The sequence below is a fragment of the Streptomyces mexicanus genome, assembly GCF_902506575.1.
Taxonomy (GTDB): Bacteria; Actinomycetota; Actinomycetes; order Streptomycetales; family Streptomycetaceae; genus Streptomyces; species Streptomyces mexicanus.
Genome location: NZ_LR732544.1, coordinates 2071703 through 2089744 on the forward strand (window position 1 = coordinate 2071703; position 18042 = coordinate 2089744).

Consider the following 18042-nt stretch of genomic DNA (forward strand, 5'->3'; position numbering starts at 1 on the left):
GTGCTGAGGCGGCGGCCGGTGCGGAGAGGGCGGCGGGCCGGGGGCTGCTGGTGATCGGGGACGTGGTGACCGATGTCGTCGCCCGGCACCGGGGCCCGCCCGCGTCCGGCACCGACACGCCCGCGGCGATCCGGCTGGTGCCCGGTGGGGCCGGGGCCAACGTGGCCTGTTGGGCGGTCCATCAAGGGTGCCCGGACGTGCGGCTGCTCGGCCGGGTGGGCACGGACACGGCGTCCTGGCACGAGCGGGAGCTGGTCGCCTCGGGGGTGCGGCCCCGGCTCGTGGTGGACGCCGAGGCACCCACCGGAACGGTGGTCTGCCTGGTGGACGCGGCGAACGCGGGCGAGCGCACGTTCCTCACCGACAGCGGGGCCTCGCTGCGCCTTGGGCCGGCGGACTGGTCGGAGGCGTTGTTGGACGGGGTGGCCCGGCTGCACCTGTCGGGCTACCTGCTGTTCTCCGCGCCGGGCCGGGCGCTGGTGGCCACGGCCGTCACCTCCGCCCGGGCGCGCGATGTGCCCGTCAGCCTGGATCCGGCCTCGGCCGGATTCCTCGCCGGGCTGGGAGTGCAGCGGTTCCTGGAGCTGGCCGAGGGAGTGGACGTGCTGCTGCCCAGCCGGGACGAGGCGTGTCTGCTGACGGGGCTGTCCGACCCGGCGGACGCGGCGGCCAAGCTGAGCCGGCACGTCCCGCTGGTGGTGGCCACGCAGGGCGCCGACGGGGCGCTGGTGGCCCGCTCGGGGGTCGTCGAGGCGCGCGTGCCCGCCGTACCGGCGGTGCCCAGGGACACGACGGGTGCCGGTGACGCCTTAACCGGGGCGTTCCTGGCCGTCCTGCTGGCCGGCGCCGATCCCGGGACCGCGGCGGCGGAGGGCTGCCGGGCGGGCGCGCTGGCGGTGGAGCGGATGGGCGGCAGGCCTCCGAGAGGTCCCGCCGACGTCACCTAGGGCGTGTGCAGGAGTTCAGGTGCGCGGGACTCGACATGTACAGGACCTCGCGCGCGGAACTCGACGTGTGCAGGACCTCGCGCGCGGAACTCACGTGTGCAGGACTTCGCGTGTGCGGGGACTCTTCGGGGCCGGGGCCGGGGCGAGGCGCGAGGGCCCGCGTCGTATGAGGTGCCCCCCGGCTGCGTCGGCTACGGCTTGAGGCCCCACGCGGAGATCATGGGTGCCGTGGCCAGGTCCATCGTGCCGGAGGCCACGTTGGCCAGGTGGCGGTCGATCTCCTCGTCCGTGGCCAGGCCCGCGGCGACGAGCCGGCCGCGGATCTGGCGGACGGTGGCGGACTCCAGGGCGGCGCAGGCCTGCGAGGCGACGGGGAAGTAGGCGTCGGCCTCGACCCGTTGCAGCCCGGCCGCGCGCAGCAGGCCCGGCAGCTTGCGCCCGTACGACAGGTCGGCCCCGCGGTCTGCGAGCAGCCGGCGGAAGCCGTGGCGCAGCCGGTTGGCCAGTTCCTCCGCCGGTCCGCGTTCGTCGGGGCAGAGCAGTGGCTGAAGCGCGGGGTCGGCGTCCTCGAGCAGGAGCCGGCCGCCGGGCCGCAGGGCCTTGATCATGGACCGCAGTGCTCGCTCCCGGTCGGGCACGTGGACCAGGACGAGCCGGGCGTGCACGAGGTCGAAGCCCTCCCCCGGCGGTTCGTCGGCGCCCACGTCGTGGACCCGTACCCGCACCGGTGAGCGGTCGGCGGCGGCGACCAGCGAGGTGTCGATGTCGGTCGCCAGGACCTCACCGGTGGGGCCGACCCGCTCGGCCAGCCAGGAGACGACGGACGTCCCGCCGGCGCCGACCTCCCAGCACCGCCACCCACGGTCCACGCCGAGCGCCTCCAGGTGCCGGAAGGTCGTGGGGTCGAAGAGGTGGGCGAATGCGTCGAAACGTTCACCCGCCTCGGTCTGCCGGTTGTCCAGCAGGTATCCGTCGCCGTGCGTACCGCCGGTCCCGCGGGTACCACCAGTCCCCCCGCGGGTACCACCAGTCTCGCGAGTGCCGTCGGTCCCCCTCATCCCTTCCGTCCCGTACATCCTGCTTGTCCCCTTCGTTCTGTTGGTCCCTTCAGTCGCGTGGGACATGCCGCGATCATCGCTCACCGGTGGTGCGGCCGCTCCACGCCGGGTGGCGCGGGTCGTCGGCGCGTACCAGCACGTCCGCCGTGCCGGCCGGGTCGGTCTCGGTCTCGTAGCGCTCGAAGGCCGGCAGTGTCCAGTGCTCCGCCTCGGGGGTGCGGCGGCGCAGGGCGCCCGCGGAGAGCAGGACGTGGACGGTGAGGTCGAAGGGGAACCAGTGGCGCAGCAGGAGCGGGCCGTGCAGCAACAGCAGTCCGCCGGGCGGGAGCCGGACGTAGGAGCTGCGGGTGGCGCGGTCGGTGGCCGGGTCCCGCAGGTCGGGCAGGACACGGCCGTCACCGCCGGGTTCGAGGGGGCCGAAGACCTCGCGCCACAGGGCTCCGGTGTCCAGCCAGCCGTCGTAGTAGGAGTCCACGTCGCGGTGGCCGTGTTCCAGGCGCAGGGACGCCGGGCGCAGGAAGCCCTCGGCGCCGACGACCAGCGACGGCCGGCCGCGTACGCGCAGCGCCTCCGCGACGCGCCCGGCCAGGTCGCCCGGGCGGGCGGCCGGGGCACCGTCGAAGGCGACCCGTGGCCACGAACCGCCGTCGCCCGGTTCCAGATCGAGCAGCCGTTCGGCCAGGAGGTCGCCGAGCCGCTCCCAGGTGATCGCTTCGAGTCGCACACGGCCATGATGCGCCAGGCCCACCGGGGGCCGGGCCGCCCGGGGTACGGACAGGCCCGGTGCAGCGGCGTGCGGAGTGCGGGCGCGGCGGGGAAGGCGCGGCGGGGATGTGGGCACGTGCCCGGGTGCACCGGAGCCGCGCCGGGGGAATCACCCCCGCGTGGTCCTCCCCTCGACGTCTCCCCTGCGCGCCGGCCTTGTCGTCGTCCAGCCGCTGCGGCGCAAGCACTGCGCCGCGTGCCGCCGCGGCCCACTGCCCCTGCTCGTCCTGGAGGACGGCGTGCCCCGCTGCCTGGCCTGCGCCGACCTCGGTCACCTGGTGTTCCTCCCCCGCGGCGACACCGCGCTGACCCGCAGGTCGCGGGAGGAGAGCGCGCTGTGGGCGGTCGTGGTGCGGTTCAACCGGCGCAGGGGCCGCTACGAGCGGCAGGGCCTCCTCGTCGAGGAGGAGGCCCTGGCCCGGGCCGAGTCCCGGTGCCTGGCGGACGCCGAGGCACGCCGTCGGCGCCGGGCCCGGGACGCGCGGCGGCGGGCGGCGCAGGACGCGCGGTTCGCGGAGGCGTTCGCGACGCAGATCCGCCGGCTGTTCCCCGGGTGCCCGCCCGACCGGGCCGGGGCCATCGCCGCGCACGCCTCCGAGCGCGGCAGCGGGCGGGTCGGGCGCAGCGCCGCGGGGCGCGCGCTGTCCGAGGGCGCGGTCACGTGTGCGGTGATCGCGTCCGTACGGCACCTGGACACCCCGTACGACCGGCTGCTGATGGACGGGGTGGCACGGCACGAGGCCCGGCGGCGGATCGCGGCGGACGTGGAAGCGGTGCTGCGGGGGTGGCGCGAGGCGGTGGGGACAGCAGCAGCCGCACAGTCGCCGGTCACCGGGACGGAGGCCGCGACGAAGCCGACGGTACGGACGGACATCGCCGGCTGAACCGGGACGGACGGGCGTCGCCGGCTGACCGGTACGGACGGGCGTCGCCGGCTGACCGGTACGGACGGGCGTCGCCGGCTGACCGGGTACGGACGGACGTCGTCGGCTGACCGGGTACGGACGCGTGTCGCCGGCCAAGGCGCGGACGACCATCCCCGGGTGGGCGCCGGCCGCCTCGGCTCCTCCCCTCCTCCCCCCCTCGCAGCCCGGGTCGCAGGCCCTGCGGGTCCGGCCGGGGCGTCGTATCGTGGCGGCAGGGGCGTCGCCCGGGGACGCGCGGAGGCGAGGGAGACGGCGATGGCCGATCCCAAGGGTTTCCTGTCCACGCCCCGCCGGGAGTGGCCGCGCAGGCCGGTCGGCGAGCGGGTGCGGGACTGGAACGAGGTGTACGTTCCGGGCGCGCTGCTGCCGATCATCAGCAAGCAGGCCGACCGGTGCATGGACTGCGGGATCCCGTTCTGCCACCAGGCCTGTCCGCTGGGCAATCTGATCCCCGAGTGGAACGACCTGGTCTCCCGGGAGGACTGGCGGGCGGCGAGCGACCGGCTGCACGCCACGAACAACTTCCCCGAGTTCACCGGCCGGTTGTGCCCGGCGCCGTGCGAGGCGGGGTGCGTGCTGGCCATCAACCAGCCGGCCGTCACCATCAAGAACGTCGAGTGCGCCATCGCCGACCGCGCCTGGGAGGAAGGTTTCGTCGAACCGCGCCCGCCGGAGCGGCTGTCGGACCGCACCGTCGCCGTGATCGGCTCGGGGCCGACGGGGCTCGCCGCGGCCCAGCAGCTGACCCGCGCCGGCCACACGGTCGCCGTGTACGAGCGGGACGACCGGCTCGGCGGGCTGATGCGGTACGGCATCCCCGAGTTCAAGATGGAGAAGCACCATCTGGACCGGCGGCTGGAGCAGATGCGGGCCGAGGGGACGAGGTTCCGTACGTCCACGGTGGTGGGACGGGACATCGACGCGGCGGAGCTGCGGGCGCGCTACGACGTCGTGGTGATCGCCACGGGGGCCACCGCGTGGCGCGAACTCGACGTGCCGGGGCGGGAACTGGCCGGAGTGCACCAGGCCATGGAGTACCTCCCGCCGGCGAACCGGGTGCGCGAGGGGGACATCGAGGTCTCCCCGCTGTCCGCCGCGGGCCGGCACGTGGTCATCGTGGGCGGCGGGGACACGGGAGCCGACTGCCTGGGGACGGCGGTGCGGCAGGGCGCCGCGTCCGTGACCCAGCTGGACATCTACGCCCAGCCCGGCACCGAGCGCGACGACGACACCGAGCCGTGGCCGACCTATCCGAAGATCTACCGCCTCTCGGCCGCGCACGAGGAGGCGGCCACGCTGCGCACGGCGCCGGCCGCGGACGCCGACGCGCGGCTCTTCGCCGCCTCGACGCTGCGCTTCTCCGGTGACGCGGACGGGCATGTGCGCGCGTTGCACCTGGTCGAGGTGGACGCGCGACGGCGACCCCTGCCGGGTACCGAACGGACGCTCCCGGCCGACCTGGTGCTGCTCGCGCTGGGGTTCTCGGGGCCGGACCGGCACGACGGGCTGATCGACCAGCTGGGCATCGAGCTGACGCCGCGCGGCACGATCGCGCGGGACGCCGGGTTCGCGACGAACGTCCCCGGTGTGTTCGCCGCCGGGGACGCCGCGCGCGGGCAGTCGCTGATCGTGTGGGCGATCGCGGAGGGGCGGGCGGTGGCGGCGGCGGTGGACCGCCACCTCACGGGCAGGTCCGAGCTGCCGACGCCGATCGGTCCGTACGACCGGCCGATGACGGTCTAGCCTCCGCGCCTCCGCGACCGCCATGACCGTGCATCTGCGGGCCCCGCGACCGCCATGACCGTGCATCCGCGGCCTCCGGCCGCCCTGGCCGAGCGGGCCACGGGCAGCCGGACCCGGTTGCCGGATGCCGATTGCCCGATGCCGGTCGCCGGGTGGTTGTCGGATGCCGGTGGCCGGATGCCGGTCGTCGGGTGGTTGCTGGATACCGGATGGCCGGTGGCCACGTACTGTCGGGGCTTGCTCAGGGCTTGCGGGCCACCGCCCCGTATCCCGGGATCACCCCGTCGTCCTGTCCCGGTACCGGCTCACCCAGTTCCGGGTGCCACCGGTGGACCACCTCGACGCCGGGTTCGACCAGTTTCAGGCCGTCGAAGAAGCGGGCGAACTCCTCACGGGAGCGCAGGGCGAGGGTGACGCCGGCCGCCTTCAGCTTCTCGGTGGCCGCCGCGGACTCCTCCGGGGTGAAGTCGGCGGTGGCGTGGGTCATCATCAGGTAGCTGCCGGAGGGCAGTTCGGCGAGCAGCCGGCGCACCAGGTCGTGCGCGCCGTCCTCGTCGGAGACGAAGTGGAGCAGCGCGACCAGGCAGAGCGCGACCGGCCGGGTGAGGTCCAGGATCTTGCGGGCGCCGTCGAGGACGGTGGCCGGGTCGCGGACGTCGGCCTGCAGGTACTCGGTGGCACCCTCGGGTGTGCTGCGCAGCAGGGCCGCGGCGTGCGCCAGCACGACGGGGTCGTTGTCGCAGTAGACGACGCGGGCGTCGGGGGCGACCTGCTGCGCGACCTGGTGCAGGTTCGGCTCGGTCGGGATGCCCGTGCCGACGTCGAGGAACTGCCGGACGCCCCGGCCGACCAGCCAGCGGGTGGCGCGGTGCATGAACGCCCGGTTCACCTTGGCCATCACCGGCACCCGCGGGTCGAGGGCCAGCATCTGCCGGCCCATCTCCTCGTCGACCGGGTAGTTGTCCTTGCCGCCGAGATACCAGTCGTACATCCGCGCGGGATGGGGTGTGCCGGTGTCGATCCGGACCGCCTGGGCCGTGGGCGCAGCGGTGGTCCGGTCGGAGTCGAGAGGCGTGTCCTGCCCGGTCATACGGCACCCCGTAAGCGTGTGAGGAGAAAGCGTTCGTTCAAGTCCGTGCCAGATTTAGCGAGTTGAGCGCAGAGCATCAGAAAACAGAGGAATCAGGTCAGGAGAGCAGGAAGTCGGCCACCCCCGCCTTGGCGCCCTCGATGAAGGCGGTCATCTCGTCGGTGGTGTAGATGAGTGCCGGACCGTCCGGGTCGGTGGACTGGCGCACCGCGATCCGGCCGTCGGCCAGCTTCATGGCCTCCAGGCAGTTGCCCCCGTTGCCGCCGCTCCACGGCTTGTGCCAGCCCTCGCTGCCCAGTTCCCGCGCGGGCATGCCGTTGTAGATCCGCTGGCCGCAGGTGCGCGGGCCGAGCGGCTGGGACGACGTGGTGCGATCCATTCAGTACTCCTTGCGGAGATCCCGGAGGATCTCCTTGGTGCGATGTGCCGTAGCGGCCTGCGCCGCCATGCGGTCCATGACCTCCAGGTGGGTCGCCACCTCGGTGCGCGCGTCCAGGTAGACGGCGCCGGTCAGGTACTCGCTGTAGACCATGTCCGGAAGTTCGGGCACGGCGAATCGGAACAGCACGAAGGGCCCGTAGGTGCCCGGGTGCGGCCCCGACGAGAACTGGGCTATCTGCAACGTCACATTGGACAGCTCCGCCGCCTCGAGCAGTTTGTCGATCTGAGCGCGCATCACCTCGGGTGCGCCGACCGGACGGCGCAGCACCGTCTCGTCGAGGACGGCCCAGAACCTGGGCGCGTCCGGGCGGGTGAGCAGCTCCTGACGCTGCATGCGCAGCGCGACGTGGCGCTCGATGTCCTCCGGGCTGGTCTGGCCGACGGCTCCCGACTCGAGCACGCCGCGCGCGTAGTCCTCGGTCTGCAGCAGACCGGGCACGAAGTGCGGCTCGTAGGACCGGATGAGCGCGGCGGCGCCCTCCAGGCTGACGTACATCGAGAACCAGCCCGGGAGGATGTCGTGGAACCGCTGCCACCAGCCGGGCCGGTTGGCCTCCTCGGCCAGCTGCACGAAGACCTCGGCCTCGTCGTCGGGGACGCCGTAGGCCTTCAGCAGCAGTTGCAGGTACGGGATCTTGAGGGCGACCTCGGCCATTTCCATGCGGCGGACGGTGGCCGGGGCGACACGCAGGACGCGGGCGGCCTCCTCGCGCTTGAGCCCGGCGCGTTCCCGCAGGTCGAGCAGACGCCGGCCGAGCACGACCTGTCCGACGGTCGGCGCGGACCGCGGTTCGCTCACCCTCCACCTCCACCAAGTCACGGCAGGCCCGAAGCCTCCGCCGGGTCACGGAGCCCCGAAGGGCCGGGTCGGCCCGAAGAATCCCGACAGCCCTGCGGCGCCATTCGAAGATACGTTCGAAGACCGGGACAGGTCTCCGGCGATCCCAACTGGCGCCGCGCGACGTGCTGTTGCGAGCAGTGTGCCACGCCCTTGCACTGCGTCATACAGCACTCTGCATTTTTCAGAGTGGCTCTTGCCAAGTGTTCACGACAGGGCGATAGTGGCAAGCGTGATTCCGTCCCCGCCCTTAGGAACAGACGCCACCGCAGGTCCCTTCGCCCTCGCCTCCGGTGCCGCCACGGGAGCGGGCCCCGAGCGGGCCGTTGCCGAGCGCCGGTTCCGCTTCGAACTGGCCGCACACCCGGGTTCTCCCGCCCAGGCCAGACGCCTCACCAGGTCCCGGCTCACCGGCTGGTCGGTCTGCGAGGACACCTGCGACACCGCGGCCCTGGTCATCTCCGAACTGGTCACCAACGCCATCGTGCACACCGCGAGCAGCCGGATCGTGTGCGAACTGCACGACGGCGACGACCGGGTGCGCATCGCGGTGCGTGACGAAGGCTGCGCGCCGGGCGAGCCCCATCCCTCTCCGCAGCGACCGGAGGAGGAACACGGCAGGGGCCTGCTCCTCATCGAGGCCCTCTGTCATGCCTGGGGCGCGCAGGAGCACGGCTCCGGGCTGGTGGTGTGGGCGGAACTGCCACGCGGCGGTGGCCAGGAAGCCCGGGAGGAGACCCGGACCGAAGCCCGGGCGGAGACTCGGGACGACGCCCGGGAGGAGACCCGGTCCGAGGCCCAGGCGAAGACACGGGCGGCGGCCGAGGACGGAACCCGGCACGAGGCCCGAGGGGACCTCGGCTGGGGCGCCCGCCCCAAGCCGCTGCCGCTCCCTTCCCCGTCGCGGGGCGGCCGAGACGCCTCGCGGGGGAAACCGGCGGCCCCGCAGGGCGTGCACGAGATACCGGCCGGCCTGCGGCAGGAACCCCAGGCCGACCGGCAGCCGTCTCCGGCCGAGCCGTCGTCGCCCGCCGAGCCGCAGTCGTCGCACGTCACGCAGCAGCCACAGTGGTCGCACATCACGCCGCAGCCACCGTCGTCGCACGTCACGCCGCAGTCGCTGTCGGTCACGCCGCAGTCGCTGCCGGTCAAGCCGCAGCCGCAGTCGTCGCAGGTCCGGCATCAGTCGGCGGAGGGCGTGCAGCAGACTCCGCCGCTCAGGCGGCAGCCGCCGGCGGGCGTGCAGCAGCAGCCCTCCGGGGCCGTGACACGATCACCGCACACACCGCACACACCACAGCCGGCGCATCCGCGCCGCACACAAGGAACGGGGGCCGTATGGCTGTGAGCGGCGCTTCCGGCTCCGGCCAGGTACGCAGCCTCGACACACTGGTACGCCTGGGGCGCGAGACGCGCGCGCCGGGGCGGCTCGACGCGGCCGCCGCGCCGTACCGACTGGCCCTGCCCGACGGCATGACGGTCCCGCTGGGCTGCGACGCGGTGGCGGCGCCGGCCGACTTCGGACCCCAGCTGCTGCCGCGGCTGCCCCGCGTGGGCTGCGTCTACGCCGATGCGAGCACGTGGTGGTGGATCGTCCCGGCCGACTCCGACTACGCCCTTCAGTGGCCCGCCCCGGCGCTCTACGCCACCGGCGCGGTCCTCCCCGGCGGCCGGCCGGACCGGCCGCCCACGCTCATCCACCGGCCGGAGGGCACGGTCCCGTACACCCCGCCGATCCCCCTCTACCTGGCCCTGTGCCGGGTGACGGGCACGACACCGGCGTGGTCACGCCCGGTCAACGTGTAGCACGCCCGCTGAGGCGTGCAGCGCGCACCCGAGGCCGCACACATCAGGGAGGGGCTGCCGGGCACGTAGCGTCCGGCAGCCCCTCCCTCACATCTGCGTCTCCTGCACCTCTGCGTCCCGTCTGCACGCGGGGGCCGGCACCGTGCGCCGACGCCTCTCAGGCGGTGGCGTCACCGCCGTTCTCACCGCCGCGGACGATCACCAGGAACGTGTCCGTCGCGAGGTCCATGACGACCTCTGCGGGCAGGCCCTCCAGACGCCGCGCATGCGCGAACTCCTCCGCCGGCCACGACCCGCGCGGCCCGCCGGCGGGAAAGCGCTCGAGCACCGTTCGCCCGTTCACCCTGCACCTCCATGTAGCGCTGTACTCGAAAGATTTAAACGCCAAGCATGGGGTGAAGGCCTCACTCAGTGACGGTACTGAGACCTAGTTGACACGAGTTCAACGCCGAAGATGCGTCTGACCTCACACTTTCGGAGCATTCGGGAACTTCTCGCGTCAACTCGACCACCGAGAGTGAACACGTTCGAGGGACTCCGCGGTCAGCCGTGCACCGCCGCGCGGAGCACGTTCTCGGCCTCGGTGACCGCGCGCAGCAGGTCGGCGGGCGACGCCGTCAGGCCGCTGAGGAGGTCGTCCACCCCGGTCAGACCGGCGCGCGCGAGGAGGCCCTTGTCGTTGGTGGTCCACTCCCCCCGTGCGGCCAGGACCGCGTGGGCGGTCTGGGTCGCGGCGAGGGCCACGGCGCCGGCGACCTGGGCGAGGGCGCCCTTGGGCGCGTGGCCGGCCTTGGCGTAGGCGAGCGTGGCGGCGGCCATGCCGTACCAGCGCTCCGGGGCGCTGCGGCGCAGCGCGGGCGGGTAGACGGCGGGGCGCGGCAGCTCGCCGCGCAGCACCTGGTTGATCGCGAGTTCGGCCACGACCAGGTAGCTGGGGATGCCCGCGAGGTGGAACAGCAGCGGCTCCACCCGGAACCGCCCCTCCTCGGCCTCCGCCCACTCGTGCTCCACGGCGTCGAGGTCCCGGTAATGCACATCGACACGGCGCCCGTCGATCGTCAGCCAGGCGCCTCCGTTGAACACGCCGCCTCCCCAGCCGCCGACCTCGGAGACCTCGCCCTCCCAGCCGACGGCACGCAGGTCGGCGGGGTCGAACCGGCCGCGGTAGTAGACGGCGAGGTCCCAGTCGCTGCCGGGGCCGTGGGTGCCCTGGGCGCGGGAGCCGCCGAGGGCCACGGCCCGCACGCCGGGCAGGGCGGCGAGCCGGTCGGCGGTGTCGTCGAGGAAGGCCTGGTCCGTCCGGGCCTGCTGGGTCATCGGGTCCTCCTGTCGGGGCGCGGCCGGACCCGCTCCTGCGGCGGCGTCGCGGACCGGCGGGGTGACTCGGTCTGCCCGGTGGGCTCAGGTGCTGCGGGTCGGGAGGCCGGCCGTGTGCGCCGCGGTGCGCAGGACGTCCCGGAGCATCGCGGGGGTGAGGCGGCCGGTGAAGGTGTTGCGCTGACTGACGTGGAAGCAGCCGTAGAGGTCGAGGCCGTCCAGCGGCACGTGGACGCCGTGGGCGAAGGCCGGGCGGGGCCGGGGCACCGTCCAGCCGGCCTCGGCGAAGGCGGGCAGCGCCGCCTGCCAGCCGAAGGCGCCGAGCACCACCACGGCCCGCAGGGTGGGCCGCAGCAGATGCAGCTCCTGCACCAGCCACGGCCGGCAGGTGTCCCGCTCGCCGGGCGTCGGCTTGTTGGCGGGCGGTGCGCAGTGCACGGGCGAGGTGACGCGCACGCCGTACAGTTCCAGGCCGTCGCCGGCGCGGACGGAGGTGGGCTGCGAGGCGAGCCCCACGTCGTACAGCGCCTCGTACAGCACGTCGCCCGAGCGGTCCCCGGTGAACATGCGGCCGGTCCGGTTGCCGCCGTGCGCGGCCGGGGCCAGGCCTACGATCAGCAGCCGGGCGTCCGCCGGCCCGAACCCCGGCACCGGCCGCCCCCAGTACGTCCAGTCGGCGAACGCCGCCCGTTTGGTACGGGCCACCTCCTCGCGCCAGGCCACGAGCCGCGGACAGGCCCGGCACTCCGTGATCCGCCGGTCGAGGGCCGCGAGGCTGCTGGGGTCCATGGCTCCACCCTAGTTTCGCCGGGTGCGGCGGTGCGACGAAGTCCCTCCGGTGCGATGCGCGAAGAGGACACGTTCCCTCCGGTGCGATTCCCGAAGACGAGACATCCCTCCGGTGCGATGCACGAGACGAGATGTCCCTCCGGTGCGATGCGTGAAGAGACTAAGGTCGGAGCCATGGCTTCCCAGGACGACGAGCGCGAGATGGACCGTGACCAGGACGCCGGCGGGCGCGCCGGGGCCGAAGCGTCCGCCGCCGTGGATCCCAAGGTCGCCGCCGCCGTCGCCGCCGCGGAGGCGGCCGCCCCGGCGAACGGCGAGACCGTGCGGATCGACAGCTGGATCTGGGCCGTACGGCTGGTCAAGACCCGCTCCGTCGGCGCCACCGCCTGCCGCGGCGGGCACGTCCGGGTGAACGGCGAGCGGGTCAAACCCGCGCACGCGGTGCGCGTCGGCGACGAGGTGCGCCTGCGGCACGAGGGCCGGGAGCGGATCGTCGTCGTCAAGCGGCTCATCCGCAAGCGCGTGGGAGCCCCGGTGGCCGCCCAGTGCTACATCGACAACTCCCCGCCGCCCCCGCCGCGCGAGGCCGTCGCCCCCGTCGGTGTGCGCGACCGCGGCACCGGCCGCCCCACCAAGCGCGACCGCCGCGAACTGGAGCGCCTGCGCGGACTGGGCGCCCCGGGCGGCGTGGACGGCGTACGCGGAGTGGGCGCAGTGGGCGGCTTCGCCGGACCGGGCGGACCGGGCGGCCGGGGCGGGTCCGGTGCGCCGGGAGGCCGTCCGCAGGGACGGTGAACTGCTCCACATCCCCCTTGCTCCACCTTTGTCCCGTTTCCCCACGGGAGAGTACGGTGCAAGGAGGAGTGGGGATGGGCCATGCGGACCGGCAGCGAACCGACGACCGCGCGCAGTGCTCTGCGGGCGCGGTTCTGGCTGAGCCTGTGGGGGGTGGCGTGGGCGATCTTCGGTGTCGCCCTGTTCGTGTTGCTCGGGCACCCGGGGTGGGCGGCGGCCTGCGGCGTGGTGTGGCTGCTGATGGCCGTCGACTTCACGGTGATCGTGCGGCATCTGCGGCAGGGCCCGCACTACCAGCCGGGCCGCGACGTCCCGCCGTACCGGCCGCCCGAGCGCGGGGACCGCTAGGGGTGCGTACCCACTTGGGGGTACGTGCCCGCTCGGGGGTGCCCACCCACTAGGGGTACATGCCCGCTCGGGGATGCCCACCCACTAGGGGTGCGTGCGCGTTCGGGAATGCGTGCCGGCTGGAGGGCGGATCCGTCGGCGGGTGCGCCCGCCCGGGAGCCTGACGCCCCTGGGCGCGACGGCCGGCGAGTCAGGCGTCGAACCGGGCCCGCTGCAGGTACTCCGGGTTCGGGTCCAGCGCGGCGGCCAGCCGGAAGTGGCGCTTGGCCTGGTCGGGGCGGCCCTGCCGCTCGTAGGTGCGGGCGAGCGCGAAGTGCGCGTAGGCGTTGTCCGGCTCGCGTTCCAGGACGATGCTGAACTCGAGTTCGGCGGGTCTGAGTTGCGCGGCGGCGAAGAAGGCCCGCGCCCGCAGCAGCCGGGCGGCGGTGTTCTCGGGGTGCGCGGCGATGACTCCGTCGAGCAGCTTCACCGCGCCCCGTGGATCCCGCGCCGCCAGCAGTTGCTCGGCGGCGCGGAAGTCTATGACATGCGTCTCCGGAGTACGTCCGGTGGAACCACTGGAGTCGGGCACGACACAGTCCTTCCCTTACTGGGACGTTTCAACGCCCCTGCCGGGCAGGGCTATTCCTGGGACGGCTGTCCCGGCGACGCCTCGTGCGGGCCTTGCGCGGCCAGGCGAGGGGCGTGCGCGCGGCGCACGAGCTCCTCCCACACGTCCCGCACCCGCTGCCGCAGCCGCTCCAGCGGGACGTCGTTGTCGATGACGATGTCCGCGATCTTCCGGCGTTCCTCCCGCGTGGCCTGGGCGGCCATGCGGGCGCGCGCGTCCTGTTCGGTCATGCCGCGCAGCCGCACGAGCCGGTCGAGCTGCGTCTCGGGGGCGGCGTCCACGACGATCACCAGGTCGTACAGCGGGGCCAGGCCGTTCTCCGTCAGGAGGGGCACGTCGTGGACCACGACGGCGTCGTCGGCGGCGGCCTCCTGAAGTTCACGGGAGCGGGCGCCGACCAGCGGGTGCACGATCGCGTTCAGGGCGGCCAGTTTCGCCGGGTCGGCGAAGACGATCGCGCCCAGCCGGGGCCGGTCCAGGGTGCCGTCGGCGGCGAGCACGTCCGGGCCGAACGCCTCGACGACCGCCGCCAGGCCGGGCGTGCCCGGGGCGACGACCTCGCGTGCGATGCGGTCGGCGTCGATCAGGACCGCCCCGTGCTCCACGAGCAGCCGGGACACTTCGCTCTTACCGGCTCCGATGCCCCCGGTCAGGCCTACCTTCAGCATGAGCGGCAGCTTAGGGCCTGCCCACGCGGGGGCGCCCGGCGGGCGTCAGTTGTCGCCCTCCCGCTCCGCCAGGAACTTCTCGAACTCCCGGCCGATCTCCTCCGCCGAGGGGATCTCCAGGGGCTCGGCGAGCATGTTGCCGCGGGTCTGCGCGCCGGCCGCGGCATCGTACTGGTGCTCGAGGCCCTGGACGAGGCTGGTGAGTTCGTCGTCGCCCTCGCGGATCTGCCGGTCGATCTCCGTCTGCGTGCGGTGGGCGTCGCTGCGCAGGGCGTGGGCGACGGTCGGCAGGACCAGGCCGGTGGCGGCCGTGATGGCCTCCAGGGCGGTCAGCGCGGCGTCGGGGTAGGGCGAGCGGGCGATGTAGTGCGGCACGTGCGCCGCCACGCCCAGGACGTCGTGCCCGGCCTCCATGAGGCGGTACTCCAGCAGTGCCTCGGCGCTGCCGGGCACCTGGGCCTCCTCGAAGGGGCTGCGGTGGCCGGGGACGAGGTCGCTGCGGTTGCCGTGCGGGGTCAGGCCGACCGGGCGGGTGTGCGGGACGCCCATGGGAATGCCGTGGAAGTTCACCGACAGGCGTACGCCGAGCCGTTCCACGATCTGCTGCACGGCCGCGGCGAAGCGCTCCCACTCCACGTCGGGTTCGGGCCCGGACAGCAGCAGGAAGGGCGCGCCGGTGGTGTCCTGGAGCAGGCGCACCTCGATGGCGGGCACCTCGTAACCGGTCCAGCGGTCGCGCCGGAAGGTCAGCAGGGGGCGCCGGGCCCGGTAGTCCACGAGCCGGTCGTGGTCGAAGCGCGCCACCAGCTGGTGGGGCAGTGAGTCGAGGAGCCGTTCGACGATCTGGTCGCCGGTCTCACCTGCGTCGATGTACCCGTCGAAGTGGTAGAGCATGACCAGGCCGGCCGATTCCTGGGCCAGCGCCATGTCGACGACCGCCAGACCCTTCGGCTCCCATGCGTACAAACCCTGCGGATCAAGCACTGTGAACGCCCCTCCTTGTGTTCGTACGGGTACAACGAGGCGCGACGGGCAGGCATTCCCGCGCAGGGCCGGGGCTCCGGTGCGCCCCTTGACGGACCGGCGCCCGCTGTGCTGAGACGGCCGTGGCCCGCACCCCGGGTGGGGGTGCGGGCCACGGCTTCAGGCCAGGGGCTTACTGCCCAGCGGTGAGCGTCAGCTCTGGCCGCCGGCCAGCTTCTCGCGCAGGGCGGCCAGGGCCTCGTCGGAGGCCAGGGCGCCGGAGCTGTCGCCACCCTCGGAGGAGTACGAACCGCCGGACGCGGCCGGAGCGGCGGCTTCGCCACCCTCGGCGGCGGCAGCGGCGTCCGCCTCGCGGGACTTGATGACCTGCGCCTGGTGCGCCTCGAAGCGGGCCTGGGCCTCGGCGTACTGCCGCTCCCACTCCTCGCGCTGCTTCTCGTAGCCCGGCAGCCAGTCGTTGGTCTCCGGGTCGAAGCCCTCGGGGTAGATGTAGTTGCCCTGGTCGTCGTAGGACGCGGCCATGCCGTACAGAGTCGGGTCGAACTCGACCGCCGTCGGGTCGGCACCGAAGGACTCGTTGGCCTGCTTCAGCGAGAGGCTGATGCGACGGCGCTCGAGGTCGATGTCGATGACCTTGACGAAGATCTCGTCGTTGACCTGGACGACCTGCTCCGGGATCTCCACGTGGCGCTCGGCCAGCTCGGAGATGTGGACCAGACCCTCGATGCCCTCGTCCACGCGGACGAACGCACCGAACGGAACCAGCTTCGTGACCTTGCCGGGCACGACCTGGCCGATCTGGTGGGTGCGGGCGAACTGCTGCCACGGGTCTTCCTGGGTCGCCTTCAGCGACAGGGAGACACGCTCGCGGTCCATGTCGACGTCGAGGACCTCGACGGTGACCTCCTGGCCCACCTCGACGACCTCGGACGGGTGGTCGATGTGCTTCCAGGACAGCTCGGAGACGTGGACCAGACCGTCGACGCCACCCAGGTCCACGAAGGCACCGAAGTTGACGATCGAGGAGACCACGCCGGAGCGGACCTGACCCTTCTGCAGGGTCGTGAGGAACGTCTGGCGGACCTCGGACTGGGTCTGCTCCAGCCAGGCACGGCGGGAGAGGACCACGTTGTTGCGGTTCTTGTCCAGCTCGATGATCTTCGCCTCGAGCTCCTTGCCGACGTACGGCTGGAGGTCGCGGACGCGGCGCATCTCGACCAGGGAGGCCGGGAGGAAGCCGCGCAGGCCGATGTCGAGGATGAGACCACCCTTGACGACCTCGATGACGGTACCGGTGACGATGCCGTCCTCTTCCTTGATCTTCTCGATGGTGCCCCAGGCACGCTCGTACTGGGCGCGCTTCTTCGAGAGGATCAGGCGGCCTTCCTTGTCCTCCTTCTGGAGGACCAGGGCCTCGATCTCGTCGCCGACGGCGACAACCTCGTTCGGGTCGACGTCGTGCTTGATCGAGAGCTCGCGGCTCGGGATGACACCTTCGGTCTTGTACCCGATGTCGAGCAGGACCTCGTCCCGGTCGACCTTCACGATGACGCCGTCGACGATGTCGCCGTCGTTGAAGTACTTGATCGTCTCGTCGATCGCTGCGAGGAAAGCTTCCTCGTTACCGATGTCGTTGACCGCTACCTGCGGGGTGGTGGCGGTGGTCTCGGTGCTGCTCGTCATGTGGGAAAGGGCTCCGGTACGGACATTGAAGTCGTAGGTACTGCTTACGCCGGAGCCCGTTTCGCTCTGCAGAAGCCGGACAGCCAAGGAAGCGCCACACGAAACAGCTGGTGGCGCCTCGACAACCGAGGGGACATACAACAGATGCGAGCGCAGCCTGCTACGTCCGAGGTGCGCAGGCCCGCAGCGCAACTTGTAGCATACGGGGGCAGCCGGACATGGTCAATGCGCGAAGCCGCCCACCCGGGACAGATCGCCGCATAACCGGCAATGACCTGCCGTTCACCGGTCGCCCGAGGCCGGGCCGACACCGCACGTCCCCCCGACGGCGCACCGCCCGGCAGGCTGGACGGAAGAGTACGACGAGGGAGCGGATCATCCAAGAGCGGGAAGTGAGCGAGCGGCCGCCCGAGCCGGAGGCCACGCGCCGTGCGGCCGGTGTCACGGAGAGCGCCCGGGCCAACCGGGGCTGGTGGGACCGCAACGCCGACGAGTACCAGGTCGAGCACGGCACGTTCCTGGGCGACGACCGCTTCGTGTGGTGCCCCGAGGGCCTGGACGAGGTGGAGGCCGAGCTGCTCGGCCCGGCCGAGGAGCTGAAGGGCAAGGACGTCCTGGAGATCGGCGCCGGCGCCGCCCAGTGCTCGCGCTGGCTGGCCGCGCAGGGGGCGCGCCCGGTGGCCCTGGACCTCTCGCACCGCCAGCTGCAGCACGCGCTGCGCATCGGCGGATCGTTCCCCCTGGTGTGCGCCGACGCCGCGGTGCTGCCCTTCGCGGACGGCTCCTTCGACCTGGCCTGCTCGGCCTACGGCGCGCTGCCGTTCGTCGCCGACCCGCGGCTGGTGCTGCGGGAGGTGCGCCGGGTGCTGCGGCCGGGCGGGCGGTTCGTGTTCTCGGTGACGCACCCGATCCGGTGGGCCTTCCCCGACGAGCCCGGCCCGGAGGGGCTGAGCGTGTCCGCCTCCTACTTCGACCGCACGCCGTACGTGGAGCAGGACGAGGAGGGCCGCGCCGTCTACGTCGAGCACCACCGCACGCTGGGGGACCGGGTCCGGGACGTGGTGACGTCGGGGTTCCGCCTGGTGGACCTCGTGGAGCCGGAGTGGCCCGACTGGAACACCTCCGAGTGGGGCGGCTGGTCCCCGCTGCGCGGCCACCTGATCCCCGGCACGGCGATCTTCGTCTGCGTACGGGACTGAGGCCCGCCCGAGTACCACCCGCCGAACGGGTCCCC

The 18042-nt window shown here is 73.2% G+C and carries 19 protein-coding genes and 1 pseudogene; 8 read left to right on the forward strand and 12 right to left on the reverse strand.

Annotation, left to right across the window (positions count from 1 at the left end):
- Positions 1-44: 44 nt before the first annotated feature.
- Positions 45-947 carry a carbohydrate kinase family protein gene (locus tag GV126_RS09305; RefSeq protein ID WP_159673472.1) on the forward strand — a complete coding sequence of 301 codons (903 nt, stop codon included), beginning with the start codon at positions 45-47 and terminating at the stop codon, positions 945-947.
- 191 nt (positions 948-1138) lie between these two features.
- Here the strand turns inward: GV126_RS09305 and GV126_RS09310 are convergent, their stop codons facing one another.
- Complete coding sequence (locus GV126_RS09310) at positions 1139-2005, reverse strand: methyltransferase (RefSeq protein WP_159664368.1); 867 nt, start codon at positions 2003-2005, stop codon at positions 1139-1141.
- A gap of 73 nt (positions 2006-2078) precedes the next feature.
- Entirely contained in the window at positions 2079-2729 is a 651-nt protein-coding gene (locus GV126_RS09315) for a nucleoside/nucleotide kinase family protein (RefSeq protein WP_159664369.1), read from the reverse strand.
- 160 nt (positions 2730-2889) lie between these two features.
- Here GV126_RS09315 and GV126_RS09320 point away from each other — a divergent pair, with 160 nt between their 5' ends.
- Both GV126_RS09320 and GV126_RS09325 read left to right on the forward strand, forming a co-directional pair.
- Complete coding sequence (locus GV126_RS09320) at positions 2890-3654, forward strand: DUF2293 domain-containing protein (protein WP_159664371.1); 765 nt, start codon at positions 2890-2892, stop codon at positions 3652-3654.
- Between the two features lie 297 nt (positions 3655-3951).
- Positions 3952-5439 carry a glutamate synthase subunit beta gene (locus GV126_RS09325; RefSeq protein ID WP_159664372.1) on the forward strand — a complete coding sequence of 496 codons (1488 nt, stop codon included), beginning with the start codon at positions 3952-3954 and terminating at the stop codon, positions 5437-5439.
- Positions 5440-5680: 241 nt separating this feature from the next.
- Here the strand turns inward: GV126_RS09325 and GV126_RS09330 are convergent, their stop codons facing one another.
- The 3 genes from GV126_RS09330 to GV126_RS09340 form a co-directional block, all read right to left on the reverse strand.
- On the reverse strand, positions 5681-6529 hold the full coding sequence (locus GV126_RS09330) for an SAM-dependent methyltransferase (RefSeq protein ID WP_159664373.1): 849 nt from the start codon (positions 6527-6529) through the stop codon (positions 5681-5683).
- Positions 6530-6626: 97 nt separating this feature from the next.
- On the reverse strand, positions 6627-6908 hold the full coding sequence (locus tag GV126_RS09335) for a DUF397 domain-containing protein (protein ID WP_159664374.1): 282 nt from the start codon (positions 6906-6908) through the stop codon (positions 6627-6629).
- The gene (locus tag GV126_RS09340; protein WP_159664375.1) at positions 6909-7769 is read right to left on the reverse strand and encodes a Sco1979 family transcriptional regulator; all 861 of its coding nucleotides are present in this window, start codon (positions 7767-7769) and stop codon (positions 6909-6911) included.
- Between the two features lie 271 nt (positions 7770-8040).
- Between GV126_RS09340 and GV126_RS37620 the strand changes: the two are divergent.
- Together GV126_RS37620 and GV126_RS09350 are read left to right on the forward strand one after the other, a co-directional pair.
- Positions 8041-8811, forward strand: a pseudogene (locus GV126_RS37620) (ATP-binding protein); the annotation flags it as partial.
- Positions 8812-9146: 335 nt separating this feature from the next.
- Entirely contained in the window at positions 9147-9614 is a 468-nt protein-coding gene (locus GV126_RS09350; RefSeq protein ID WP_159664376.1) for a hypothetical protein, read from the forward strand.
- Between the two features lie 157 nt (positions 9615-9771).
- Here the strand turns inward: GV126_RS09350 and GV126_RS09355 are convergent, their stop codons facing one another.
- From GV126_RS09355 to GV126_RS09365, 3 genes are all read right to left on the reverse strand, one after another.
- The gene (locus tag GV126_RS09355) at positions 9772-9957 is read right to left on the reverse strand and encodes a DUF8839 family protein (protein ID WP_028422604.1); all 186 of its coding nucleotides are present in this window, start codon (positions 9955-9957) and stop codon (positions 9772-9774) included.
- A gap of 200 nt (positions 9958-10157) precedes the next feature.
- Positions 10158-10931, reverse strand: coding sequence for a nucleotidyltransferase family protein (locus GV126_RS09360; RefSeq protein ID WP_159664377.1), 774 nt, complete (start codon positions 10929-10931; stop codon positions 10158-10160).
- A gap of 84 nt (positions 10932-11015) precedes the next feature.
- The gene (locus GV126_RS09365; protein WP_159664378.1) at positions 11016-11720 is read right to left on the reverse strand and encodes a uracil-DNA glycosylase; all 705 of its coding nucleotides are present in this window, start codon (positions 11718-11720) and stop codon (positions 11016-11018) included.
- A gap of 174 nt (positions 11721-11894) precedes the next feature.
- Here GV126_RS09365 and GV126_RS09370 point away from each other — a divergent pair, with 174 nt between their 5' ends.
- Together GV126_RS09370 and GV126_RS09375 are read left to right on the forward strand one after the other, a co-directional pair.
- Positions 11895-12515, forward strand: a complete 621-nt coding sequence (locus GV126_RS09370; protein WP_159664379.1) for an RNA-binding S4 domain-containing protein — start codon at positions 11895-11897, stop codon at positions 12513-12515.
- A gap of 81 nt (positions 12516-12596) precedes the next feature.
- A complete protein-coding gene (locus GV126_RS09375) occupies positions 12597-12863 on the forward strand; it encodes a DUF6343 family protein (RefSeq protein ID WP_159664380.1) in 267 nt (88 codons plus the stop codon).
- A gap of 190 nt (positions 12864-13053) precedes the next feature.
- On the opposite strand, the gene GV126_RS09380 is transcribed toward GV126_RS09375, so the two are convergent.
- The 4 genes from GV126_RS09380 to rpsA all read right to left on the reverse strand — a co-directional run bounded on the left by GV126_RS09380 (position 13054) and on the right by rpsA (position 16808).
- Entirely contained in the window at positions 13054-13434 is a 381-nt protein-coding gene (locus GV126_RS09380; RefSeq protein ID WP_028422599.1) for a tetratricopeptide repeat protein, read from the reverse strand.
- Positions 13435-13484: 50 nt separating this feature from the next.
- A complete protein-coding gene (coaE, locus tag GV126_RS09385; protein ID WP_159664382.1) occupies positions 13485-14141 on the reverse strand; it encodes a dephospho-CoA kinase in 657 nt (218 codons plus the stop codon).
- Positions 14142-14186: 45 nt separating this feature from the next.
- The gene (locus tag GV126_RS09390; RefSeq protein ID WP_159664384.1) at positions 14187-15125 is read right to left on the reverse strand and encodes a PAC2 family protein; all 939 of its coding nucleotides are present in this window, start codon (positions 15123-15125) and stop codon (positions 14187-14189) included.
- A gap of 192 nt (positions 15126-15317) precedes the next feature.
- Positions 15318-16808, reverse strand: coding sequence for a 30S ribosomal protein S1 (gene rpsA, locus GV126_RS09395; protein ID WP_028422596.1), 1491 nt, complete (start codon positions 16806-16808; stop codon positions 15318-15320).
- Between the two features lie 374 nt (positions 16809-17182).
- On the opposite strand from rpsA, the gene GV126_RS09400 reads away from it, so the two are divergent.
- On the forward strand, positions 17183-18007 hold the full coding sequence (locus tag GV126_RS09400; protein WP_159673474.1) for a class I SAM-dependent methyltransferase: 825 nt from the start codon (positions 17183-17185) through the stop codon (positions 18005-18007).
- Positions 18008-18042: the final 35 nt, after the last annotated feature.

Bases quoted from the DNA above. Each gene is read 5' to 3' on its own strand.
- GV126_RS09335 (WP_159664374.1), bottom strand. From the start codon at position 6,908: ATGGATCGCACCACGTCGTCCCAGCCGCTCGGCCCGCGCACCTGCGGC.
- GV126_RS09365 (WP_159664378.1), bottom strand. From the start codon at position 11,720: ATGGACCCCAGCAGCCTCGCGGCCCTCGACCGGCGGATCACGGAGTGC.
- GV126_RS09360 (WP_159664377.1), bottom strand. From the start codon at position 10,931: ATGACCCAGCAGGCCCGGACGGACCAGGCCTTCCTCGACGACACCGCC.
- rpsA (WP_028422596.1), bottom strand. From the start codon at position 16,808: ATGACGAGCAGCACCGAGACCACCGCCACCACCCCGCAGGTAGCGGTC.
- GV126_RS09375 (WP_159664380.1), top strand. From the start codon at position 12,597: ATGCGGACCGGCAGCGAACCGACGACCGCGCGCAGTGCTCTGCGGGCG.
- GV126_RS09310 (WP_159664368.1), bottom strand. From the start codon at position 2,005: ATGAGGGGGACCGACGGCACTCGCGAGACTGGTGGTACCCGCGGGGGG.
- coaE (WP_159664382.1), bottom strand. From the start codon at position 14,141: ATGCTGAAGGTAGGCCTGACCGGGGGCATCGGAGCCGGTAAGAGCGAA.
- GV126_RS09330 (WP_159664373.1), bottom strand. From the start codon at position 6,529: ATGACCGGGCAGGACACGCCTCTCGACTCCGACCGGACCACCGCTGCG.
- GV126_RS09370 (WP_159664379.1), top strand. From the start codon at position 11,895: ATGGCTTCCCAGGACGACGAGCGCGAGATGGACCGTGACCAGGACGCC.
- GV126_RS09325 (WP_159664372.1), top strand. From the start codon at position 3,952: ATGGCCGATCCCAAGGGTTTCCTGTCCACGCCCCGCCGGGAGTGGCCG.
- GV126_RS09350 (WP_159664376.1), top strand. From the start codon at position 9,147: ATGGCTGTGAGCGGCGCTTCCGGCTCCGGCCAGGTACGCAGCCTCGAC.